This is a genomic window from Methylobacterium mesophilicum SR1.6/6 (assembly GCF_000364445.2).
Classification (GTDB): domain Bacteria; phylum Pseudomonadota; class Alphaproteobacteria; order Rhizobiales; family Beijerinckiaceae; genus Methylobacterium; species Methylobacterium mesophilicum_A.
The window spans coordinates 3,672,544-3,695,614 of record NZ_CP043538.1 but is presented as its reverse complement, the minus strand read 5'-3'; the positions used below and the strand labels follow the sequence as shown (position 1 = coordinate 3,695,614).

General features: G+C 65.0%; 22 protein-coding genes, 1 tRNA gene and 3 pseudogenes. 14 read left to right on the top strand and 12 right to left on the bottom strand.

The features are described from left to right. The first annotated feature begins 91 nt into the window (after positions 1–91). The 5 genes and pseudogenes from MMSR116_RS17530 (at position 92) to MMSR116_RS17515 (ending at position 4,426) form a co-directional block, all read left to right on the top strand. Positions 92–760, top strand: coding sequence for a hypothetical protein (locus MMSR116_RS17530; RefSeq protein WP_051072340.1), 669 nt, complete (start codon positions 92–94; stop codon positions 758–760). 40 nt (positions 761–800) lie between these two features. After that, a pseudogene (locus tag MMSR116_RS32405) lies at positions 801–923 on the top strand (HGGxSTG domain-containing protein); the annotation flags it as partial. Positions 924–1,673: 750 nt separating this feature from the next. After that, entirely contained in the window at positions 1,674–2,048 is a 375-nt protein-coding gene (locus MMSR116_RS17525; protein WP_010687715.1) for a hypothetical protein, read from the top strand. Beyond that, positions 2,011–2,816 (top strand): IS5 family transposase gene (locus MMSR116_RS17520; protein WP_085988008.1). Its coding sequence is split into 2 segments (ribosomal slippage): positions 2,011–2,341 and positions 2,341–2,816, totalling 807 coding nucleotides; the frame shifts between segments, so codons are not numbered across the junction. The genes MMSR116_RS17525 and MMSR116_RS17520 overlap by 38 nt, the downstream gene beginning before the upstream one ends. A 386-nt stretch (positions 2,817–3,202) precedes the next feature. Beyond that, positions 3,203–4,426: a sensor domain-containing diguanylate cyclase gene (locus MMSR116_RS17515; protein ID WP_010687717.1), complete on the top strand. Its 1,224-nt coding sequence runs from the start codon at positions 3,203–3,205 to the stop codon at positions 4,424–4,426. A 300-nt stretch (positions 4,427–4,726) separates the two neighbouring features. Here the strand turns inward: MMSR116_RS17515 and MMSR116_RS17510 are convergent, their stop codons facing one another. The 8 genes from MMSR116_RS17510 to MMSR116_RS17475 all read right to left on the bottom strand — a co-directional run bounded on the left by MMSR116_RS17510 (position 4,727) and on the right by MMSR116_RS17475 (position 10,314). After that, positions 4,727–5,218: a DUF6790 family protein gene (locus tag MMSR116_RS17510; RefSeq protein WP_010687718.1), complete on the bottom strand. Its 492-nt coding sequence runs from the start codon at positions 5,216–5,218 to the stop codon at positions 4,727–4,729. After that, the gene (locus tag MMSR116_RS17505; RefSeq protein ID WP_010687719.1) at positions 5,215–6,060 is read right to left on the bottom strand and encodes a site-specific integrase; all 846 of its coding nucleotides are present in this window, start codon (positions 6,058–6,060) and stop codon (positions 5,215–5,217) included. The genes MMSR116_RS17510 and MMSR116_RS17505 overlap by 4 nt, the downstream gene beginning before the upstream one ends. Next, positions 6,057–6,335 (bottom strand): hypothetical protein, encoded by a 279-nt coding sequence (locus MMSR116_RS17500; RefSeq protein ID WP_083920345.1) that lies wholly within the window; start codon positions 6,333–6,335, stop codon positions 6,057–6,059. The genes MMSR116_RS17505 and MMSR116_RS17500 overlap by 4 nt, the downstream gene beginning before the upstream one ends. A 250-nt stretch (positions 6,336–6,585) precedes the next feature. Further along, positions 6,586–7,326, bottom strand: coding sequence for a carbonic anhydrase (locus MMSR116_RS17495; protein ID WP_010687721.1), 741 nt, complete (start codon positions 7,324–7,326; stop codon positions 6,586–6,588). A 216-nt stretch (positions 7,327–7,542) separates the two neighbouring features. Further along, positions 7,543–7,752: a hypothetical protein gene (locus tag MMSR116_RS17490; RefSeq protein ID WP_010687722.1), complete on the bottom strand. Its 210-nt coding sequence runs from the start codon at positions 7,750–7,752 to the stop codon at positions 7,543–7,545. A 180-nt stretch (positions 7,753–7,932) separates the two neighbouring features. Beyond that, positions 7,933–8,184: a DUF6894 family protein gene (locus MMSR116_RS17485; protein ID WP_010687723.1), complete on the bottom strand. Its 252-nt coding sequence runs from the start codon at positions 8,182–8,184 to the stop codon at positions 7,933–7,935. Between the two features lie 1,145 nt (positions 8,185–9,329). Then, positions 9,330–9,761, bottom strand: coding sequence for a response regulator (locus MMSR116_RS17480; RefSeq protein WP_083920347.1), 432 nt, complete (start codon positions 9,759–9,761; stop codon positions 9,330–9,332). Between the two features lie 274 nt (positions 9,762–10,035). Then, the gene (locus MMSR116_RS17475) at positions 10,036–10,314 is read right to left on the bottom strand and encodes a hypothetical protein (RefSeq protein ID WP_010687727.1); all 279 of its coding nucleotides are present in this window, start codon (positions 10,312–10,314) and stop codon (positions 10,036–10,038) included. Positions 10,315–10,698: 384 nt separating this feature from the next. Between MMSR116_RS17475 and MMSR116_RS17470 the strand changes: the two genes are divergently transcribed. From MMSR116_RS17470 to MMSR116_RS17440, 7 genes are all read left to right on the top strand, one after another. After that, on the top strand, positions 10,699–10,914 hold the full coding sequence (locus MMSR116_RS17470; RefSeq protein WP_010687728.1) for a hypothetical protein: 216 nt from the start codon (positions 10,699–10,701) through the stop codon (positions 10,912–10,914). Positions 10,915–11,501: 587 nt separating this feature from the next. Then, positions 11,502–11,741 carry a hypothetical protein gene (locus MMSR116_RS17465; RefSeq protein WP_010687729.1) on the top strand — a complete coding sequence of 80 codons (240 nt, stop codon included), beginning with the start codon at positions 11,502–11,504 and terminating at the stop codon, positions 11,739–11,741. Positions 11,742–12,351: 610 nt separating this feature from the next. Further along, positions 12,352–12,873, top strand: coding sequence for a hypothetical protein (locus MMSR116_RS31390; RefSeq protein ID WP_010687730.1), 522 nt, complete (start codon positions 12,352–12,354; stop codon positions 12,871–12,873). 2 nt (positions 12,874–12,875) lie between these two features. Beyond that, the gene (locus MMSR116_RS17455) at positions 12,876–13,271 is read left to right on the top strand and encodes a hypothetical protein (RefSeq protein ID WP_010687731.1); all 396 of its coding nucleotides are present in this window, start codon (positions 12,876–12,878) and stop codon (positions 13,269–13,271) included. Positions 13,272–13,661: 390 nt separating this feature from the next. Next, on the top strand, positions 13,662–13,808 hold the full coding sequence (locus MMSR116_RS17450) for a hypothetical protein (protein WP_158168913.1): 147 nt from the start codon (positions 13,662–13,664) through the stop codon (positions 13,806–13,808). Positions 13,809–14,180: 372 nt separating this feature from the next. Continuing rightward, entirely contained in the window at positions 14,181–15,494 is a 1,314-nt protein-coding gene (locus tag MMSR116_RS17445; protein WP_010687733.1) for a Hint domain-containing protein, read from the top strand. An 18-nt stretch (positions 15,495–15,512) separates the two neighbouring features. Then, a complete protein-coding gene (locus MMSR116_RS17440; RefSeq protein WP_158168911.1) occupies positions 15,513–15,719 on the top strand; it encodes a hypothetical protein in 207 nt (68 codons plus the stop codon). A 714-nt stretch (positions 15,720–16,433) separates the two neighbouring features. On the opposite strand, the gene MMSR116_RS17435 is transcribed toward MMSR116_RS17440, so the two are convergent. Continuing rightward, entirely contained in the window at positions 16,434–16,598 is a 165-nt protein-coding gene (locus MMSR116_RS17435) for a hypothetical protein (protein ID WP_010687735.1), read from the bottom strand. Between the two features lie 289 nt (positions 16,599–16,887). After that, positions 16,888–17,259 (bottom strand): hypothetical protein, encoded by a 372-nt coding sequence (locus MMSR116_RS17430; protein ID WP_051072339.1) that lies wholly within the window; start codon positions 17,257–17,259, stop codon positions 16,888–16,890. A gap of 474 nt (positions 17,260–17,733) precedes the next feature. Between MMSR116_RS17430 and MMSR116_RS17425 the strand changes: the two are divergent. Continuing rightward, a pseudogene (locus MMSR116_RS17425) lies at positions 17,734–17,847 on the top strand (integrase core domain-containing protein); the annotation flags it as partial. A gap of 250 nt (positions 17,848–18,097) precedes the next feature. Here MMSR116_RS17425 and MMSR116_RS17420 read toward each other — a convergent pair. Further along, positions 18,098–18,176 (bottom strand) — tRNA-Met (locus MMSR116_RS17420). Between the two features lie 51 nt (positions 18,177–18,227). Next, positions 18,228–19,448, bottom strand: a pseudogene (locus MMSR116_RS17415) (penicillin acylase family protein); the annotation flags it as partial. Here MMSR116_RS17415 and MMSR116_RS17410 point away from each other — a divergent pair. Then, positions 19,371–22,763, top strand: coding sequence for a DUF499 domain-containing protein (locus tag MMSR116_RS17410; protein ID WP_348529367.1), 3,393 nt, complete (start codon positions 19,371–19,373; stop codon positions 22,761–22,763). The pseudogene MMSR116_RS17415 and the gene MMSR116_RS17410 overlap by 78 nt on opposite strands. The last annotated feature ends 308 nt before the right edge of the window (positions 22,764–23,071 follow it).

The following is a 23,071-nucleotide window of genomic DNA, read 5'->3' as shown; positions in this document are numbered from 1 at the left end:
CGCTTCTAATTTGCGATCACTGTAGGCTTCATCTTTCAAAGTGCTATATCAGCAGCTAGGTCAGACAATGCTTTGGCAGGCGGCAGTAGGCATGGCGCAGAGACAACGATCCGGCAACACCCTTCTCGGGGTCTCCCGGGTGAGGGCAGAGGAGCGCGGCGGCCCGTCAGGGTTCGCGGACCGGCAGGAGGCGACCGTGCGGGCCCCGATCGAGGCCCCGCCGCGAGCCGTCGGGGGCGAGCTCGTCCCGGCCGAGGACTTCGCCACCAACACTCTGCCGGCAATCCTCGATACGCTCGTGAACCCCGATGCCGTGGCGGCCGACGCAAGCCGGGACCGGCTCGACCTCGCCAAGAACGCAGGCTCGCTCGAACTGGCCTTGGACACGGCTGATACGATCCAGGCCGGCGATGCGCTGGAGCGGATGCTCGCCCACCAGATGGCGACCACCCACGTCCTGGCGATGAAGGCCGCGGCTGTCATGGGGCAGCAGCTCGACATGGCCGACCGGACCATGGGCACGGCCAAGCAGGCGGCGTGCGTTGAGGCCGCCCGAATGGCCGGCACGGTGGCGCGACTGACCGGCTCGTTCCAGGCCGGAATGCAGACCCTGCAGCGGGTGCGGGCGGGCGGGCAGCAGACGGTCGTGGTGCAGCACAACTACGTCGGGGACGGCGGACAGGCCGTGATCGGCGGCCAGCAGCAGGTTGGGGGAGGGGGTGCCCAGCGGCGGAAGAGAGGGGGCCGGGGTGCCTCCTGAATTGGACGACGGACCCCATGCACACGGCTGGCGGAACGCGATGGCGCGAGCCTGGGCATCTCCTCGGTGCGGTGCCTGCACCCGGCAAGGGTCGGCCTGTCGCTCCCCCGCGATGCCGAACGGTCGTTGCCGGATGCATGGCGGCGGGAGCCGTGGACCGACGACTGCGGAAGGTCTGGCCCGGTCCAGAACCTCGACGCGGACCCACGGCCGGCGATCAGCAGAGCATGCCGCGATGCGCCGGCAGATGCGGGCGGCCTTCACCCACCTGCGCGAAATGGTGCGGGCCACGAACGCCGAGCTGCGGGAGACGGAGGCCCTGCACCGAGCGATGATGCGGCGGCTTGGGCGGTAGGGTCAGGCCCTCGGCCCTCCGATCCGCAACTAAATTCGCTGGCGGTGAACAGCCCTCGCGCCTGGGTTGCAATTGGTTAACGAATGGTTAAGCTTCTGCGTAAGTACTACGGGGAAGGGCGACCATGAAACCAATCTATCCGCTGCGCGAGGATCGCCTGAGCGTCTCACAGCCCACCGCAACAACACTCCGTCCTCCGCACGAGGATGAGGTCCTCCAGGAGCAGATGCGGCGACTGCACAACGCCCGCGCTCGCCAGCGTGCCACACGCCGTCACCTCGCCGGCCGGACCTGCATCTAGGGCTGGCAGTCACATGCCCGACCACGCCTTTCTGCTCTGCGTCGTCATGGTCGCCGTCGGATGGGCGATAGGGATGGGCACCGCCACCGCTGCCCGACGCCTCCGGCCTCGCCGCGTGAAGTGGGACGACCCTGCCGACGCAGAGGTTCGCTCACTCTCGTGAGGGCCTGGGCCACGCCGGGCGAAATCTTCAGGAACTGCGTTCAGCCTGTTTTCGGCCTCGCCCCACCTAGCGAGACTGAAGAGGCACGCAATGAATGCCAGGCGTTATTGATGTCATTGGCTTGGCTGCCCCGGTCGCACTGATCATGCGGCCTTGGGTCGGCGTGCTCGCGACTGCACAGCCCGGCATGGGCGAGAACGTGCGGGTGACTGCGAGGAACGCCTCCACGAGCCTCTGGCGCCGCGTCGTCATGCTGCCACCGATTGAAGGAGGCGTGGCGAAAGCCCTGTCCGCCTCCGAACTGTTCGCGGCGGCATTGGACAAGGAAGGCTCATCCACGTCCGAAGCCCGACTTGATGCGCTGTTCACCTTGAATGTCTTAGAGCGCCTAACACAACGGGCACGGATCGTGTGGTCGGGCGTTGGCTGGGATGGCTCGCCCCCTTCTTCCCAACGATCTGTGGACTGAGATCGCCCCGCTTCTTCCGCCGCCCCGGCCGCGTCCGAAGGGCGGGCGGCGCCCGCTCGAGAACCGTGCGGCGCTGACCGGCATCCTGTTCGTGCTGCGCTCTGGCCTGCCCTGGGAGATGCTACCCGCCGAGATGGGCTGCGGCTGCGGGATGAGTTGCTGGCGCCGCCTGCGCGACTGGCAGGCGGCAGGCGTCTGGGCGCGGCTGCATCAGATCCTGCTGGAGCGCCTGCACGCGGCGGGCGAGATCGATTGGGGCCGCGCGAGCCTGGACAGTGCGTCTGTCCCGGCCAAAAAAGGGGCTCTGCCACGGGCCCGAACCCGACGGATCGGGGCAAGCCGGGCACGAAGCGCCACCTCGTCACCGACGCGCGCGGCACGCCGCTCGGCTTCTGCCTGAGCGGCGCCAACCGACACGACAGCGTGATGATGGCCCAGACCCTCGACGCCATCCCGCCCCTGCGCAACGGGCGGCGCGGACGCCCGCGGCATCGTCCGGACAAGTTGCACGCGGACAAGGCCTATGATGCCAAAGCACGACGCCGGGAGTGCCGGGCGCGCGGGATCGTGCCGCGGATCGCGCGCAAAGGCATCGAGAGCAGCGAGAGGCTCGGGCGTCACCGCTGGGTCGTCGAGCGGACCCATGCCTGGTTCAACCGCTTCCGCCGCCTGCCCATCCGCTACGAGCGGCGCGGCGACATCTACGAGGCCTTCACAACCCTGGCCGCGAGCCTCATCACCCTCAAGCAGATCAAACGGTTCTGTTAGGCGCTCTTAAAGCAGTGCAAGCTCTCCAAATTATTTACTAATTGTAAACTCAAGGACATACTCGGTAACGACCGCACCTCCTCATCAATAAATGCGTGCTACCTTAGTCTCGTCGCTCCGACTTGAACGCCGAACGGCACAGGGCCGAACCACGTCATCACGGGATCCGGCCCACACTCTCCTGCTGCCTGCAGGCATACGCTCTCCAACCGCACGGCTTGGCTGGGGCGCAGTGAAGGTGACTCGGCGCGTCGCGTGGCCCGGCCAAATCGATGGCACGATGTGAGATGTGTTGAAGAAGTTTTCAACAGCTCCGTCCAGAGTCATATTTCGTAAATCTTTAGCCGCCATCAAAGAGGTTTGACCCTTGCATCCGAGGATGTGCCATGTCGGCTCAGACCCAGATCCAAGAACAGGCTCGACTGGCCAGCCTTGACTACTACGATGTCCTCGACACGCCCTCCGAAGAGGCATTCGACCGCATCACGCGGCTGACACGTCGGATGTTCGATGTTCCCATGTCGACCATCACCTTGATCGATGGTCACCGTCAGTGGTTCAAGTCACGCCAGGGGGTTTCAGCCTCCGAGATGTCCAAGGGTCCGGCCCTCTGCGACATAGTTGTTCGGGAAGCTCGACCACTCATCGTGCCAGACACGCTTGCCGACGTGCGGTTCGCGGACAATCCTTTCGTTCTGGGTGAGCCGCATATCCGGTTCTATGCCGGCGCACCGCTGCGTACCTCGGAGGGGTATTGCATCGGCACGCTCTGCGCGATGGATACGAAGCCGCGCACGTTCCCCGCCGATCAGTTGGATACGCTTTCCGACCTCGCACGCATCGTCATGAGCGAACTCGAATTGCGAGTGCTTGCTATGACGGATGGACTGACCGGCGCACTCTCACGTCGAGCTTTCCGCGATGAGTTCAGTCGCGCGTTCGCGCTCGCTGTGAGGCATAAGCACGAACTCAGCTGCATTATGCTCGACCTCGATCACTTCAAGTCCGTGAACGATGGGCACGGACACGCCGTCGGCGATAGGGTACTGTCGGCGGTGGCCGGGGTGTGTCGCGACGAACTTCGTAAATCTGACGCCTTCGGGCGTCTGGGTGGAGAGGAGTTCGCTATCCTGTTGCCGCATACAGGACTGGCATCCGCGATGCAGGTGGCCGAAAAGCTGCGCGGAGCTATTGCGCGCCTCGACATCCCGACGCCCCTCAGGCCCATCCGGATTACAGCGAGTTTCGGTGTGGCGGCCCTCAACGGGTCTGTCGCCGATCCTGACATGCTGCTGCAGAACGCGGATGCGGCGCTCTATTCGGCAAAGGATGACGGTCGAAACAGGTGCATGGAATGGAAGCCTGTCGCCATCGCGCAGCAGAACATCCGCCGCCGCGTGCTCAAGTCAGGTCAGATCTCGTTCAACGCAGGGCGATCCGCCATCGATTGCACGGTGCGCAGCCTGTCCGACGACAGCGCCGGCTTGAAGATCGTCACAACGGCGGGCGTTCCGGAAAGGTTCAAATTGCTGATCGAGGCTGATGGCTTTTCCCGGCTCTGCGAGATCGTGAGCAAGAGCGACCAGCATCTCGACGTGGCCTTTGTTTGAGCTGTTGGCTCCCGTCACCATCCTATCGCTGCTGGCTGACTGAAGGTGGCAGCGGCACGGACCACATCGGTTTCTTGAAGCACCCTGTGGCGGCCAGAGCGCTGGCCTCAGAGAACGCTTGAAATCGCCACCGGCGACAGATGGCCTACAGAAGCCCGCTCCCTGAGTGTCCGTTGAAGGCGTTCGCCCGCCGAATGTACCCGACGACCGTCCGCAGATCGCGGTGGCCGGACTGGTCCATGATGCTGGCGAGATCGGCGCCGCGCTCGGCCACAAGGAAGAGCGTGCTTAGCTGCTTCATCATCGTGCTGGAGCCCGGCTGGCAGCGAAGAGCAAGATCAATCCGTACAAGGGCGCCAGGATATCCCACCACAGGATCGAACCGGCGTTACCGGGAGCGAGATTGTCCGTGCGCAGGATCTCCAGGATGTGCCCCACAGCATCGCCGCCGAGCGCGATGACCAAGGTCCAGACGATGGCGGCTTTGAAGGGCAGCGGCTGCGTGCTGGCGACGCAGGCCGTCACTCCCATCGCGAGGTCAGCCAAACCGACCTCGCGTTGAAACGGGCTGGGTGCCCAGCCGATCAGCCGCGCCGCCATATCTGGCTGGAGCAGGTGGTAGTAGGCCGCCCAGATCATCGGCAGACCCAGGCCAAGAAGGAGCAGCCACGCGAGCATGCGCTCGGCGTGAGGCACGCGTCCTTTATAGAAAGGCAGAGCGACAGCGAGTGCTAGCGCGATGATCGGTACGTTGCCGAGGACGATTCCAAGGCCATTTTGTAACGTGATCACGTCGTCACGTTGCCCCGTGATCCCGCTGTCACGCAATGTCCCTCCGCCAGTGCGGCGGCCTCGACTGTGCGCTGAACGATCCGCGCGACGGCGCGATCCGTCACCGCCTTAAGGCCGATATGTCCGTATCGGTCGATGGGACGGAACGCCGGCCCTTCCTCAAGGCGGGCTGCGTTGATCCGCGCGCGATAACTGCGCACTGGGCACGTCTCCATGTTCGAGCCGTAGGGCACGCCGATCTCGGCGCCCTCGGCCTGCTGGTCGGTCTTGCTGCGGGCGAGGTGGATCACGAGGCCGTCGTCGGGCCGCCCCTCGACCCACGCGCGGCCATCCCTGCAGGCGACTTCCAGACCCGCAAGCTCGGACCGGCGCAGCGCTGCCGCGAAGCCCACGAGGATCGGCGCCCGGTCCCGGCGGCCGGCCAGGGTGTCGGGCAGAGTCGCCACGGCGCGTCGGAGATCGACCGTCATCAGGGGCCGCGTCTTGGCCGCCGGTCGACCCTGCGCCCGCTTGATCCCGCGCCACGCATCTCGGAACGCGGCCGACGAGGTGTCGAGGGCGAGCCCGACCGCGGCGTGCTGCTCGCGGATCGCCGCCAGCCGACGCTGTAACGCGGCAACTTTCAACGTGGACACGTGGTCAATCAGGTACGCCAGCACGGCGGCGGGGCGGGCCGGCAGGGAGGCCTCGCCCCGCGCGTCGCACCAGGTTGCGAAGGCCCGGACGTCCGAGGCGTAGGCCCGGCGGGTGTTCTCGGCTCGCGCCTGATCGGCGTACCCGCGCGCCCGGCCGGCGAAGGCCTGCAGTCCGGTCGGTGAGGGGAGGACGGCTTCGGTGCTCACTGCTGAGGTTCCTCGACCAGCGGCTCGCCCTCATCGATCGCCGACACGATCTGATTTCGCACGAGTTTCAAGGCGGCTTGCACCGGGTCGGCCCAATCGGGCCGCTGGGCCTTCTCAATGGCCTCAGCCGGCACGACGACGATAAAACGCGTTCGCCCCCTGGAGCGAGCGTGCCAGAAGCCACGCACCTCGATGCCGTCCGCCACTGGCCGCGCCTTCACGATGAAATCCTGCCCGGCGTGCGAGAAGGCGAGGCGAGGCAGCGTCGATGCCATACTGACTTCTGATGTCCGATAATCTCTTCTTATCGGACCTTAGCCTACTACGCGGAAACTGGTAACGGGATCGCGTCACCACGTTGTAACGTGGTCCTGTGGAGACGTGGCGCTACACCTTGGGGTCGGCTGTCCCGCGCCACCAGCCGCGGCGGCGGTCGGGGCGTGCGCGAGGCCGGAGTTTGCCGACGGGCTGCATTCCGGCCTCTAACTTCGTTGCTGATCGAGTCTGGCCAAGCTCGCTTGGGTTTCAGATGTCTTCCATCCACTCGACGTGGCCATCCGAGAGGCCGTAACGCGCTCCCACGACTTTGACTTTTCCCGTGTCGAGCGCGTCCTTGATCACGAGGCTCTGGGTCGTCAGCCGCTTCGCTACGCGGCGGGCGTTCATTCGCACGGAGGCCTCAAGGAGGTCGCCGCCTTGGCTTTTTGCCTCCAGCACGGCGGGCACGATCGGCTGCACCATCTCGCCAATGACACCCGGGAAGGTCGCGTTCTTTTGCACCACGTCGACCGCGGCTGCGACGGCGCCGCAGGACTGGTGCCCGAGCACCACGACGAGCGGGACGCCAAGGACGCCGACCGCATATTCGATGCTGCCCAGCGCCGCTGTGTCGACCGTGTTGCCGGCGTTCCGGACGATGAACAGTTCGCCAAGCCCGCGCCCGAACAGGATCTCGGGGGAAACCCGGCTGTCGGAGCATCCGACGAGGACGCAGAACGGTGCTTGCCCGCGAGCGAGTTCGAGGCGGCGCTCGCGCCCGTTAGCCGAGAGAGACGGAGCTTCATTCTTAAAGTTCTCGTTGCCCTCCTTCATGAGCTTGAGGGCTTCAACTGGTGCCAAAGCGGTCTTGGCCACGGGAGAAGCGGCCCGCGCAACGGTGTTCGATAGGGCGGTCGCAGCGAAGACGCCGACCGCCCCTAGCAGGAGGCGTCGGCGCCCGAATTTTGCCGAGCTGTCCGTGACGCAGCAGTCGCAGTTGATGTGCATGCAGCTGATCCTCCCTCAGTCCCGCAGGGCCCTGATAGCCACGAGCCGAGCGGGTGGCATTTCGGACGACTGGAAGCGGGCCCGTAATCCCTCACCTGCATGCGACCATTGATCGGCGATGCCATCTGCTGACGGGGTCTGCGTGAGCCGGACGAGCTGCGGCCGTGCGACCGCCCGCTCGATCGTGCGATAAGCTTTCGCGCAGTTAGACGCCAATCAGGGGCGGTATTGCCGCCCAATGGCCTTGCGTGTGGGCTCAGCCTCGACATGAGCCTGCTCGGCGCGAGCGTTCTGGTCGAGGATCGTCTGGATACTTTCCGGATGCCGGGGCACGCCCAGCAATCGAGCCAATCCATCGGCCACGCCACGACGCACAGCGTCTTCTAGCTCGTGATCGTCCCTGCCTTCCACGACCGTGAAGCCCATACGCCCCCCTGCGCATTTCTCACTGAGATTAAATTAACCACCCGGCGTCGGTTCCAACGGGGCTGCTGACGCTGGCTTGTGGATGATGACGTTGTCGCTCTGTTTTGGGCGGGAGTGTTGCCGATCGTCGGCACGTGGCTTGCCGCAGACAGCACTCAGCTTTGCCGCCCGTGAGCCTCGTCACACAGCCGCAGGCCCGGCGAGCCTCAAGCCCGCGAAGGTTAGCGTCGCCGTGTAGACAGGCACGCCATCCTCATCGCGAACCAGCACGGTGAAGGCTTGCCGATCACCCTCGCTCGGGATCTCCCAGCGGGCCACTTCGGGGAGCGACGCCATCGCCTGCTTCCGAGCGGCCTCGAAGTCAGCGCACTCGGTGCCCTCATCGTCGGGATGGAACGCCCCGTTGTGAATGTCGAAGAAGTAACGGGGCACCGTGATCCTCTAAGCGTCGCAACTGCGCTGAGAGCGGCAACCTTCCTAATGTGGATTGGTTCACTGGCTCAGAAGGCCAGACACGATGATCTCGGCGGGTCGCTACCGAGAAAGCGCGCCCGCTCCCAAAGGTCGGCACCGAAAGCGTTGGTGATCGTCGCCGCAATCGCCCTTGCATGATCGTCGATCTCAGCTTGCAGGACAATCGCGGAGCGTATCGCTCCACCCTCGTCCAAGACAAACGCTCGATAGGCTCGAGAGCCAGGGCCGGGAATTCAATAATGAACAACTCGTCGGTCGTATTCTCGCTTGGCGATTGCGGGCGGGCGCACACGGCGCTCAGCCACCGGGGCCCGTGCGGTGTCCTTCCGGTGATGATGTCAATCAGCAGGGATCATAAACCTGAGCAACAACGGAGGTTGGCTCGTCACGCCAGCCCGTTGTTGGACGCCATCGCGAAACCGGAGGCTCACTCGGCCTTCGCCATTTGCCTCCCGTCGGTCTGCTCGCTCGCCCCAACCCCGATGTGCTCACGTGGCGGGTGTAGCGTCCGATCTCACCCGCGTGTCAGCCGGGCCGATACGCAGCGTGGCTCAGGTGCAGGATGCCTGCGGGAACCGGAAAGCCCGGCATCTGACCAGCGTTCGGCCGTCTCCGTTCGAGATGGCGCCGGGACACACGTGTCCTGGGTGCGCGGTTTCGCCCGCAGAGACTGAGAAACTCAGTCAAGTTTCAGACATTTCCCCGGTCCGACATCGGCGGCGGATCGATGTTCGAGGTCGAAGGAGGTCGAGCCATGCACGCTATCAACATGCGTACCGTCGCTGATGAAGCGCCTGAAAGTTGGGAAGCCCCGCCGCCTCTGAATGATGTTGAACGGGCACTCTTGTCGGTGCTGGATACGCAACTCGTGAGTACATCGGTCGTGAGGGACAGGGCCCGCCTCAAAGTCCGAGAAACGTCGCCCAAATTGGCCAGTACGGGATTGGCTGCCTGCCAGCCGATATCGACGATCACTTCTGCGCTCGAAGAACTTGAGAAGCGGGGCCTCGCGCAGAGCATCCAAATGGCCAAATGCGTGCGTTGGCGTCGCGCTTCTGAAGCAGACGAGCGAACGAGCCGATAACCGCGAAGCCGAGAGCACGCTACGGCAGAAATGCCTTGCTCTCGCAACCCGTGGTGCGCCCGCTGCCGTTGGCTGGCCAGAGGTCCTCAAGCGTCTTGCGCAGCACCGCGGGCATGAAGGGCTTGACCAGGCAGGCGTTCACGCCCGCTCGCCGCGCTGTCGTGAAGAAGTGAGCGTGCTCCTTCGTGGTCATCATCACGAACAGCGTCTCTCGCAAGCGGCGATCCTCTCGCACGTGGCGGAGTAGCTCGAAGCCTGTCATCGGGAACATGTGTAGATCCGAGATGATGAGGCCGTAGGCACGCTCGTTCAGCATCGCGAGAGCAGCGGCTCCGTCGGCGGCCTCGTGAACGTCGTTAATTCCAACCTGTTCGAGCACGGCGCGGACCACCGCTCGGATCATGGGTACGTCATCGACCACAAGGACGGGCATCTGTCGTGGATCAGGCATCACAGCTCCGGACGGCTGCTCGCAGGTAGCCAAGACGAGGCCGACACGCGGCGCAGACGGATGAGGGCTCCGCCGCCCGATCTGCTCACGGGCTGGAGGGGCTCGGTGCCGTTCCTCACGGCCGGGGCCGAGTACGCGACGCGGCCCGAGGTACAGGATGCGGGAAGAGCGGTTAGCAGGGCGTGCCCGCAGGCCAGCCGCCGTCTCACCTCAGGTCACCGCCTTGGAACAAGTCCGCGGCGGCGAACTGGGTGGGCTGAGTGCGGCAGTGAGGTTACTTGCCCCCGCCGCTGCCAGTCGAACCGAGACGTGAGGGCTGTGCTTCGTTGCCGGCAGCCGCCGAGTCCGTGGCAATGCCGTCGGCAGCGCGACCCGTCGGTGAGTAGGTCGCGGCACCTTCGTCTCCGGTCGATCCGGGCTGGCGCGTGACGACGCCGGGCGCACCGGGCGGCACGATGACCGTGGTGCTGGTGGGCGTCTCGATGACGGCCTGTGCGAAGACGGGGGAGATCAAGGCCGTAGTAATGATGGCTGTAAAGGCAAGCTTGTTCACGCTGGACTCCCGTCGAAACTGATGTGGCAGGATACTCCTGAAGCTTGTGCCAATCCATGTTGTCCGCAATTGATCCAGAAATGCCTTATGCCACCGTCATCCGTGTGCGCTTGCACACGTAAGTTACATTTGGAAACATAGGCTTTGTACCGGCTCAACGTTCTCGCGGGAGGTGCAAAGCGAGGGTGCTTTTGCAGCCCTGGAAGTCCGTCTGAGCCGAGAGCGGACGGACTGCCACTCCGGTCATGTTCTGCCGGCGTTCCATGTCCTCGCAGGGCGCAAGGGGCGGAGAATGGCGGGGCGAGGAGCCTTCGTGCGAGCCGATGGAGCGGCGCGTCGTCCGTAGTTCTGAGCTGCCCGGCGACTCGAACCGGGGTGCACGCCATGCGTACGTTCCTCGTCACCTTCCACAGGACGGTTTCGGACGGTCGCGGCCACGACCGCCGGATCATACAGCAACAGAGCATTGTGCCCGCCAGCTACGGTGAAGCCGCAGCCGACGCCGCCAAGGCGCGTTTCTGTCAGGCCGCTAGCATCGTCGACTGGCGGCAGCGGGCTGATACCTGCGAGGTCGTCGAACTGTCTGGACAAGCTGCCTGAGGGCACGAAAAAGCCCACCCGTATCGGCCGGCCGGGCGGGCTTGCTCAGAATGCAGAGAACGCGGCGGCGGAGGCAAGCAAAGCTCCCCCTCCCCCGCCGCCGAGCCAGACGATTGGCGGTGAAGCGATCAACGCCCGTCCTGTCACGCTAACGGCCACGCTCAAGCAAGGTTCACCGGCTGCCGATGAGCAGACTGCTTAGCTAAGCTAAGCGGGACCCGTCCCGAGGAACAGGAGCGGACCCCGTGCGACCGCGACGGCGAGGCCGCGCCGGTACCGACCGTATAACGGCCCGGCGCTGCTCTGCTGACGCTCAAGGGTTCGGGGCCCCAATCGCCCATAGAAGGCCGATCTCGCAGGGCTGACGGGTCGTTAAATCCTAGGGGCGCAGCAATTCGTGGATTGGATCTGCCGCCGAGGGAGGGGCGGCCGCCGTGATAGGTTGGAACACAGAGAGTCCTAAAGCGGGAATTCTCTCGGGACATTATGTGAATGCAGTTTTCGCACCGAGAGCTATCAAATTTAGTTTTCGATCTCTGCAAGCCGTCATATAATCCCGCTTGCTTTGCTGATGGGGAGCGAGTCCGATGACTGCTGACGCCCTTTTCGCGCTCATTCGACGGACGAAGGGTTTGGTCGGCAAGAAACGACAACGGGCTTCTAATCATCCTCTCGTTCAGGATGCTTTGGCGGCCCTACGGGCGCAGGGAACCAAAGTCGTGCCGTACGGCGACGATTTTCAACACTGGCAGCTCGGTGACTTCCTGATGACGGATGCCGATCTGGTTCACTTTGCAGTAAGCCGCGGAATTATCGCCGACCGCTAGGCGCGAATTCTGCCTCGAGGCCGAGCCATGCCGAAATGCAGGACGTGCGGCCTTCCCCTCAGAGGAACAGATCGGCTTTGCCGTAGATGCGGCGCCCTGACAGGCGTGAGCATGCCATCGAGTGACGACCCGATCGGCTTGGGCGGCCTCGCTTTTCTGGCCGCCCTGGCGATCTCAGTCGCTTATCTGCTGTTCGTGGATTGGATGACACCGTAGGGCGAGGCAGAAGGGGCACAAGACGACCTACGCCGGCGGGCCGGGCGGGCGGATGTTGTGCGTCTCCATGCGGCCCGCTTTCCCGCGATCCCCGCATCCCGCGTTGCGGGCCTGACCCGCGCCAGCGCGGCGCACCCCTTCACCACCGAGCCGACCCACACGAGCCCTCTCGAGCCCGAACGATGACCCATGCCCGTATCCCGAATTTCAAACAGCCCGTTCCGGTCCGCAGCACCAGCGCCCGCACCGGCCGCCGCAACCCTCCGCCGGATCACCGCTACCACAATCTGCCGGACGAGCAGCAGCCGGGCGCGATCGAGCCCTGGCAGGCCGTGCCCCCGTTCGCCCCGACGCCGCGCATAGCCGGTCTCTGCGCGTCCTCGACACGGCCGGCATGCTGTACGCCAGCGACGGCCCCAACCGTGAGGAGAACCTGCGCGAGAAGATCGTAGGCACCGTCGTCGGCATCCTCGTGCCGGATCGTGGGAGCCAGTGCCCTCGGTCAGCCGAGCCGGAAGCCGGGCCAGCAGCCGATCCGACCGAGCCTGCTCAGGCGGCCGAGGACGGCACCCCATTGACGGTGGAGGGTGCCGCGTCCCTCGACCGTCCCACCTACGACTTCTCCGACGTGCCGCTCCGCAGCCCGCAGGAATGGGCCGAGACGTTCTGCAATCAGGCGCTCGGGATGCACTTCGCCGACAAGACGCTGCGGATGAGCAAGCCCGAGTTGGTCGCCTTCATCCGCGAAGCCGCCGGGGGTGGGGAAGGCGTCGACGAGACCCTGTACAAGGCCATCGACGACGCGCGGGAGAACCTGCAGGGCTGGGCGAAGCTGCTCGACGTGGCGCGGGCCCGGTTCCTTGTGGCCGGCGCGACATACCAGCTCGAACAGGACGCCAAGAAGGTAGGAGCCTGACCATGGGCGATGTTCTGACCTTCGCACCGCGCCCGAAGCCGAATGCGCCAGAGAGCCCGGAGCCGCTGGCAAGCGCCGAACTGCGAGCTCAGCTCGAGGCCGGCGTGCAAGCCGCCCTCGACGTAGCCGACCACTTCAACGCCGTGCTGAACGGGATGGACGGCTGCCCGGATCTCGAGGACGGTGACGACACCGAGCCGTCCCTGGGCGCACCCGGGAACACCGGCGGCTCGCAGGTCGTCGACATGCGCGGTGGCGATCAGGATCGCGAGGAGGAGGTGAGCGAAACGACGCTACACGAACTGGCGGTGGAGGGTCTGCCGCCGCTTCCGTGGGGTGGGCGCGGGAACGTGCTTGCGGCGGCTGGCGCAGCGCTCCCCGACCTGATGAGTGGATGAACTGGCGGCTGCGGCAACACTTTGGCTTTGCGGCCACGTATAGATCTCGTGCCGCTTGTCTCCATGGTAGAACCAATGAACGTGCTTGCGGTCATCGATGCCATTGGTGCGGTAAGACCGCGCAATGCTTTGAACGAGTGCATCCGCATCGTCGCGTTTGGGAATATCATAGGCCAGCATGACAGGTGGACGTGCTTCTAAGCCGTTGTATTCGCGAACGAAAATGCAATGGGGCACGATGTACCTCCTCCTCGTTTGCGCTCCCTATAAGTTGCAGTACTATTCAAATTGCAATCTGAAAGTTCAATCAGAACTGAAGCAACGGTTAAAATTGGGTTAGCGAAAATTCGTGCCTTTCGTTCGCGGCGCGGTGCAGCCGGCGCGTCACTGATGGCCGATGCGACCAAGACCGCCCTGTCCAAGGCTCCGGCTGGAACGTTGCCCGAGGCGCAGATCCTGCCCCGGCGCGGGCGCGGCAACGTCATTGCGGCAGCCGGCACGCCGCTCCTTGAATTCCTCGAACGAGCATGCCCCTGAGCCTGTTCGGCGAGGTCAGGGGGATCGGCGCTCGTGTCACTTGCAAGTACGGTCAAGTGCATTGCCGAATTATCCTGCCCTGCGAAGCCAAAAAATCCTTTTCCAACCATTGCTATTAGGAAGTGTTGCTCGACTGTTACATGATCAATCCAAACTTGAAAACAGATCAAAAAGACCACGATGAGAAACGTTTGCTCTATTGTGCGTTCCGAACCTTTAAGTCATGAGTGCTTTTGTGCCTATGATTGGGCTGGATCAGAAAAGCACGATATTACGAGCTGAAATGCTCGAACTACTGCGTTCTGGATCGTATCCCAGCTATATTTTTAGGCAAAACGAGAAAATCGGCTTTTTAATCGGGGGGAATAACCAATGCCGCTTCCTTATATTTTCAACAACACCGCTTACAACGCGGGATTTTTTGGAACGGATGACGGCAGAGCGGCCTCTTCATTTCAAATCGATGATGCATCTACCTACTCGGTCTTCGTTTCAGGCCAAGTCAGGTCTCCGGGAGACACAGTCACCCTGCATTACGGAGCGGACGCGCCGGCTGGGTACGCGAATAGGTCAGCAACTTTGACCGCGACCCAGTACGACAACCCGAACATGATACAGTTCACCAGTACGGATATTCCGCCCGGAAACACTCAGGCTGGAAATTACCGGTACGTTCTATCCAACACGCGGCTTTATGGATCGAACCCCCCAGCAGGTGCAACACGGACGCGCTTTACCGCCGACGATAATACGCTCGGAAGTTGGTCCGGTCCCAGCAACACAACGCCATGCTATTGCACTGGTACGCACCTCCTCACAGAACGGGGACAGGTCGCGGTCGAAGACTTGGCGATTGGCGATCTGGTCGTGACCGTCTCCGGTCAACATCGCCCGATCCGCTGGATCGGCAGCCGCGCCCACCCTGGTCTGTCCGCCCCTCAGGCTGAGCGCCCAGTGCGGATCAGGGCCGGTGGCCTTTCCGAAGGCGTGCCCGCCCGCGACCTGCTCGTTTCCCCTGACCATTGCTTGTGGCTCGACGGCCTCTTCGTGGCCGCCGGTCATCTCGTCAATGGCACCAGCATCACCCGCGGCGAGCCTGTGGCCGATCTCACCTACTGGCACGTCGAACTCGACAGCCATGACCTGCTCGTGGCCGAGGGCGCGGCTGCCGAGAGCTTCCTGGCCGCTCCGGGGGTGCGCGCTGGCTTCGACGGTGTCCAAGCTCTCGACGCTGGCACAAGGCCCGTGCCCTATGCCCCACGCGCCGAACTCGGCCCCGAGCTTGCCGCGTTGCGCGGACGCTTGGCCCGTCGCGCCATCTCGTCGGGCGAGACTACTGACTTGGGCCCTGTGCGAGCATGGCTGGATCGGTGCTTGGTTGGAGCCGATGGTCTGCTGCATGTGGGCGGCTGGGCGCAGAACACGGCGCAGCCTGACGCTCCAATGTGCCTGGACGTGATGGTGGACGGGGCCGTGGTGGCGTTCACCGTTGCCAGCGAGTACCGCGCCGACCTCGCCACGGCTGGCATCGGCGACGGCCGGGTCGGCTTTGACCTCGGGTTGGACGTGCGGCTGGTTTCGGGCGTGCCACACATTGTCGAGGTACGTCGCTCAGCTGACGGAACGCTGGTGTGTGCCAAGCAGATCGACGCAGCAGGAATTTGGGCGGCGCTGTTGGCGGCGTAAGCATCCTAGGAGCCGGCTGTGCGGGCGGTGATCCGCTCAGTCAGAGCTTTCCTGCGGCGCCCTGGGCTGAATGAGGCTCAGGGCGTCGAGGCGCGCGCTGTCTTCGATACACCGCTCGCCCCAATGCCGGAGATCCAGCCTTCCAATGCCGGCAACGATGATCCGTCGAGGACACTCCATGAAGACGTCGAACGCGAGCTGCGGGTGGCGAATTTGATCTGCTGAACGGCTACGAGGAGATCGGAGCCCTGCTGCCGGGCGTGCCAGAGCCCAGCACATCGCCTGAGTGCGAGAATGTCGAAGACCGCGAGGGGGCGGCGCGCGAGGCCGCACTGCTGGAGGTGACGGCCGACTCGACGTCGGCTCTGCGCGCCGAAGCGACTGCAATCGCGGTGGAGCCGCTGCGCTGGGGGCCCGTGGGAACATCGTGGCGGCGACCGGCTTGGCGCCCCTCGATTCCGCCAAGGTGCGCTGATGCCGACCGCCTTCCCCAAGCGTCCTGAGATCGCCGTTGCCGCCCAGCGCCGATCCTGGTGCGATACCGCTCGGTTCATGATCCTGCTGGCACGGGTACGATGGCTGAACCGGCGACTCGAAGCTGCTCACCGCCGTGTCGAGCGCCATGGCCTCGACATCGCCGGCCCTCATCGAGTGATTGCCGCCCGGCGCTGGCTCGACATCCACCAGCAGATCGGCGCCCGGCTCGGGATCCCCGAACCGCCGCAGGTTGCACAGGTCCGGGCGACCATAGGGTCATCCCACATAAGTGGCGTCAGGCATCCACGTCCGCCCCTAGCCTCGGGGAGAGGTGACTAGGACGGACGTGGAGATCAGCGCATCCCACCGCCGATGCACGTAGCCAACGTCTCGGCAGCCAAAAGAGAAACGGTCTCACTTCTGGAAAACGGAAACGGTTCCCGTTTTGCCGGGTGCCGATCGTCAGTTCAGCGCGGCCACCATGAAGGGCTCGGCGTCTAGATCCGGCTGGTCAACCATCGCAATGCTTGACCCATAGCTGGTGAGCTGCGTCTGACCCAGCAGCATCAGAAGGGCGAACACGCCCCAGATCGCAACGAATTTGATAGGGGGGCCGTCGTTGACCATTTTCGTCGCTCCTCTGTGACCAGCGGGCAGACGGTACGCTCGAAAGCGTAACCGAACGTCCTCCAAAGGGGGTACACGCATTGAAGAATTCAGTGTTTGCGGCTGGTATACTGCATGTCTCAGAGCGAAAACTTGATGTACGGCGAGGCAATCAAGTTTTCGTGAGACTGTAGCGTGAACTTGCGCAAGCCCTCACGATCGCCGCTCGCGCATCTGGTGCGGGCAGGGAGGCCGAGCGCCGTGAAGAAGCGCTCGGCTGGATCATGTCGCGGATCGGGCCCATCCGCACTCAGTCGTTCGGGATGCAGCGTCCCCAGGAGTTGCTGAAGTGGAAGCCGTAGTCGCAGCCACGGCCCACATAGACGACGCTGGGACCATAGCCGTACCCGACGAACCCACCGCCGAACCGACGGCCGCCGAAGCCGCCCCTGCCGAAACCACCACCGCCGCTGGGATGACCGCCGAGGCCGCCACCCCCACCCGGGTGCCCACCACCGCCGGGATGCGCGCCACTGAAGCCACCGCCGCCAAAGTGACCACCGCCGAAGCCGCCCCCACCGAAGTGGCCGCCAAAGGCGAGCGCGTCGGTTGCCACAACCATACCGACCGGAGCCGCGATGGCGGCAGCAGCGAGCACGGACTTGAAGGTCTTGCTGATCATCACGCTCTCCAATGTATCGCCGAGCGGTTCATCCGCTCCGATGTCGGAAAGCTTAGTGATTTGCTCATGCCCTTCTGTGATCCGTATCACAAACACGGATGCAGCCGAAAGCTTGGCAGTAATCTGCCATATTCGAGCGGTTGAGGATGTCGGTGCTTAGGAGGAGGCTCGGCCGGGGGGCGGCTACGGAGTTAGCCACCATGAGCGACTTCGATCATATCCCGAGCTGGAAGCTTCTCCGGGGCTCGCATTCCTTCCTCGAGCCGGACGGAGGCACTTGCATCAACGAGGCGGCAGTCTTGGCGGCCGGGTTTCGTTATCGACCCATCCGTTCGGTCAACTCGATGCCGCCCAGCTTCTCCCGGCCAATCTGCCAGCTCGCGCTGCATCTGAACGATATGGCGACGGACACGCAGCGGCAGCACCTGACGCCGTTTGTGACGCGACTAGTCTGTGCGGATATGCCCGCAGTCGAGCAAGATCGAGACGTGGCGGCGGCAGTCCAACGAGAGCCGTCCTCACACAGCCCTGGGGTGGCGGACGCCCCAGGAATTCGCCTTGGTGGCGGCCCTGCAAGCCGCCGAATGAGACCCGGAAGCTCACCTTTCGGCCGGACCAAGATCCGGGGGACCCTCAGTTCTGGCCGCAGGCCATATCTCAGGCGGACCACATCGAGGTGGCTCTGGCCTGGAATTGTTCGTGGAAGGCAGGCGAATGAGCTCGGGCTTGCCCCCTCCCCTGCCAGGAGCGGATATCGAATTGGTTGAGCTTGACAGCGGTGGCGCACGAAAAAGCCCGCCGCGCTTATGGGCGCGGCGGGCTTCGTTCGAGCTTGTTTTGGTTGCGGGGACAGGATTTGAACCTGTGACCTTCAGGTTATGAGCCTGACGAGCTACCGGGCTGCTCCACNACCAGTGGCGCAAGGCCTCCCCGAAAGCCTCCGGGCTGCTGGCGCCGAGATAGGCGAGGCTGGCGAGATAGGCGGCAGAGCCCGGTTCGGACCAGACGGTCCGCAGCGCGAAGGCGCGCCCCGCAGCCTCGCGGATCACCGGCCCGTGGCGGGTGAAGCCGAGAATTACGGTCTCGTCCGCCCCGCCGCGCACCGGGATTCGTTCGATGCTGCGCGCGATCGGCTCCCAGCCCTCGCCATACCGATAGCGGTCGGGATCGGCCGGGTCGGTCTCGCAAACGAAGAGATCCTCCTGGTCCATCGGCGCGATGGTCAGGCTGAAGGCCGCGTGGCCGTTATGACCGATGGAGATGCCGGGCAGCGCCGGCTCGCCGGCGCCGATCACGTCGAGGCCCGGCGCAGTGAGGTGGACGGCGTAGCGCAGCGAGGGCTGCAGGTAGACCCGGTGCGGGTCGCTCGCGAGGATCGGCCGGCCGGTCGCGGTGCGGGACGGCCCGACCACCCAGTTGTTCGAGCCCTCGGCCGGCTCCTTCGGGGCGCTGCGCGGCCCGCGGGTGACGGAGCCGTGCGCGTCGACCTTGCTCCAGGCCCAGGCCTCGTCGCGGGTGGCGGCCATCCGCTCGCGCGAGAACCCGACCGTCGCGGTGGCGAGGCGGAACTCGTCCAGGAGATCGTCCGGCCAATCCGCGGCTCCGAGGCCGTCCGGGATCACCGGCGCGTGCGGCGGGCTGATGCGCTTGCGCAGGTCGTCCGCCGCGAGCCCGTCCGCCCGGTTTCCGGCGCGGGCCAGAACCCTGGCGCGGGCGACCTCGGACAGGACGTTGCGGACCAGCCCGTGGCTGCGGATCCGCACCACGTCCTCCGGCTGCCATCGGCTCGGGCGCGTGTCCGTCAGGGCGAATTCCGGCGGCAACAGCGCGGGCCGCGCCTCGGTGAGCGCCACGTAGGCGTTGAGGCCGTCCACGAAGGCCGTGACGATGGCCTTCGTGTCCTGCGGCCCGTAGGCGGCCCACTCGGCCGCCATGTCCCCCCGGTAGAGGAACAGCCGGGCGGCCCGGTCCTGGGCGAGGTAGCCGGGCCCGAAATCCGCCGCCAGCAGGCCGAGCCCGCGCTTGCGCCAGAGATCGAGCTGCCAGAGCCGATCCCGAGCGGCGTTGAAGCCCTGCGCGCGGAACGCGTCCAGCGCGGTCCCGGCGCGGATATGCGCCAGGCCCCACCGGTCGATCCGGATCTCGACCGGGCCTTCGAGCCCGGGGAGCGGGTAGGTGTTCCCGCTCACAGAGCCACTTCGATGATGAGTGCGGCCCCCTGTTCGATCGGCCCAGGATCCGGTGAGACCACCGGGCACGGTGCGAACTGGCTGCACTTCGCCAGCCGCGCGGCCGGCGGCTCGCCCAAGGCCGGGCTCGACGAGTACGGCCTGCTCAAGACCATGATCGACAGTTGGCGCGACGTGTTCGACGACGCCTTCGCACGCCAGGACAAGCACAGAGTCCGCAATTTCACCTCTATGGCGCTCGAGGCGCGCAACGCCACCTCTCACCTCTCGATCCCGCTGCAGGACGACGAGGCACTGCGCTACCTCGACGCGATCCACTGCCTGTTAAAGGCAGTGAAAGCGCCGACGGTCGAAATTAACGAGGCCAAGGCGCTCTACGATGCCCAGCGCCGGTCGGGCTTCGCATCCGCCGAGCCGGTGGTGGGCCCAGGCCCCTCATCCCCCCCGGCGGTGCCCGCGGCTCCATCCCGGCCGACGCTGACACTCGGCACCGTCTCGACCGCACCGATCGAGAGCGGCCCAGCGAAAGACCTTCGCCCCTGGATCGATGTGGCGCTGCCGCACCCGGACGTGCTCGCCAACCGCTTCAAGGAGGCAGAATTCGCCGCCGACCTGTTCGCGGTCGATGCCGGTCATGCCGGCGAGGATTACGCGAGCCCGGAGAACTTCTTCCGTATCACCTTTCTCACCGAGGGCCTACAGCGCATCCTGACCTCCAGCCTGCAAAGGTTGTCGGCGAGCGGCGGCGATCCCGTCATCGGCCTGCAGACGGCTTTCGGCGGCGGCAAGACGCACACGATGCTGGCCGTCTACCACCTCGCCAAAGCGCGCGACCTCACGCTGCTCGAAGGCGTCGGCGATCTCGTGGCGCGGGCCGGCCTCACGGGCTGGACGCCGCCGAAGGTGGCGGTGTTCGTCGGCACCTCCAAGGGCACCGACACCTCGCTGATCCTGCAGGGCGGTCCGAAGGTCCACACGCTGTGGGGTTACATCGCCTGGCGGCTTGCTGGCCAGGCCGGCCTCGATCTGATGGCCGAGGCGGAGGCCGCGCGCACCAACCCAGCCTCCGAACTCCTGGTCGCGCTATTCAAGCTGTCGGGGCCGGCGCTCATCCTGCTCGACGAACTCGTCGCCTACGCGCGCCAGTTGCCGGAAGACCGATTTGAGGCTTTCCTGTCGTTTATCCAGTCGTTGACCGAGGCGGCCAAGATGGCCCCCGGTGTACTCATCATCGGCTCGCTGCCCGAGAGCGTCGCCGAGGCCGGCGGCCCCAAAGGCGAGGCAGCGCTGCTTCGGCTGGAGAAGGTTTTCGGCCGCGTACAATCAGCTTGGCTGCCGGCCTCCGGCGACGAGACCTATGAGATCATCCGGCGGCGTCTTTTCCAGACGCTCGACGTCGAGGGCGAGAAGGCGCGCGACGAGACCGTTAAGGCCTTCGCGGACCTCTACAAGACCAACGCTGCCGAGTTTCCGCCGGAAGCCAAAGAGGCGCGATACCGCGAACTTCTAAAGCTCTCCTACCCAATCCATCCCGAATTGTTCGACCGCTTGTCGAAGGATTGGGCGAGTCTGGAGAAGTTCCAGCGCACCCGCGGCGTGCTTCGCTTCATGGCCAACGTCGTTGGCACACTTTGGCAGGCCCAAGCCAACGATCCGCTCATCACGCCGGCGCGCGTGCCGATCGCGCACGAACGTGTGCGCGCGAGCGTGCTCTATCCGCTCGACTCCAACTTTAACGCGGTGGTCGACAAGGAGGTGGATGGCGACAGTGCGCTGCCGGCCCGCATGGAAGCCAACCCGTCGCGCCGCATCTCACAGCTGCGGGCGGCGACCCGCGCCGCGCGCGCCGTCTTCCTCTGCTCCGCGCCACTGGTCGGCCGGCCGAACGCCGGTCTCACCGGCCCAGGCTTGCGGCTCGCCTGCGCCGAGCCCGGAGACCAGCTTGCCATCTTCGGCGAGGCGCTGCGTGAGCTGACCGAGCGCGCGACCTACCTCTACGAGGAGGCGGGTCGGTACTGGTTCTCGACCCAGCCGACGCTGAACCGCCTCGCCGACGATCGCGCCAAGGCTCTCCCTGATCACGAGGTCGATGAGGCGATTACCAAGGTGCTTCGCGAAGACGGCGCCACTAGGGCCGGCTTTCACCGGATCTTCGCCGCGCCGGACGACCCAATCACTATCGACGAGTCGAACGCCCTCGCGCTGGTCATCCTCGGTCCTGCGACCACGCACGCGGGCAAGGGCGTCGCCCAGTCACCAGCCACGGAGGTCGTGACGGACACCCTGATGCGCTGCCGATCGGCCCAGCGCCGGTACCGCAACACGCTGCTGTTCGTCGCCGCCGACGAGGCGCTGCTCGGCACCGCCCGGGAAGTGATGCGCAAGGCGCTCGCTTGGGGCGAGATCGCTGGGGATAAGAGATTGCGAGACCAGCTTCCGCCCGCGCAGATGAAGGATGCGGATGAGAAGGCGAAGGCGAGCCGGGACGGCGCCGCAAAAGCTGTTCGGCTCGCCTGGAGCCACATCCTGTTCCCGGTGAAGGCGACGGCTCCCGGCACCGCCTTCGACCTGGATCATCTCTCGATCGCGTCTAAAGACCGGGCCGCCATTCCGGCTGCTGCGTGGGAGAAGGTCAAGGTCGACAGCATCGCATCCGAGAAGCTCGGCGGCGGTAACCTCTGGGTGGCCTTGAAACCGCTATGGGCGTCCGATCGGCCGCATCTTGCGGTCGCCGAAGTGGCAGACTGGTTCGCGTCCTTTGCCTATCTCCCGAAGCTACGGGATCGCGTCGTGCTGGAGAACGCGATCCGAGACGCGGTCGGAAAGCTCGATCCGGCTTTCGGCTACGCCGACGCCGTCGATGAGAGCACGGGCGAGTACCGCGGGCTCACGTGGGCCAAAACGGCGCCCGAGTTGATGCCGCCCTCCGCTGTCCTCGTCCGCGAACAGGCAGCGCTCGATCAGCTCGGGCGCACCTCCCTCCAGCCGGTGCCGGGGCAATCGAGTGGCGGCGTTGTTGGGAATGGAGCGGTAGATCCGGGCACCGGTACGCCCACACCGCCGTCTAGACCGTCCGCGCCCAAACGCTTCTGGGGCTCAGTCGAGATCGATATGGTACGGCCAGTTAAGTCGTTCGACGCCATCCTCAACGCCGTCGTCATGGAGCTTCAGCGAACGCCGGGTGCCAAGGTCACGCTAACGCTGGAAGTCGAGGTCCAAGCGGAGGCTGGCTTTAACGACACGGACGTGGGGGTGGTTCGCGACAACGCTCGGCAATTGAGGTTCAAGACCGAATCGACCGGCTTCGGCGATTGAAACTGGCGATTCTTTCGAGTGCGATCGCGCTCCCACGCCGCAGCATGATCCAAGAGCGCGCGCCGTGTGTCGCAGGGCGCCGCTGCTACCTGTGATAATTCTACCGCTAAACTTGAAATTGCAATCGATGCTGTCCGCGCAAGCGTGTTCGTGATGGACGGCTCTCGTGGGACCGGTGATGCTTAGCACGAAGCCGACACGGTCCCGCGCCCGACGCGCTGCACCGCGATAAGATCATGGCTGTCGTCCGGAAGGCATAGATGCTGAACAGGGTGGGCAGATCGCGGACTTCGTCGTCGCGGCAAGTG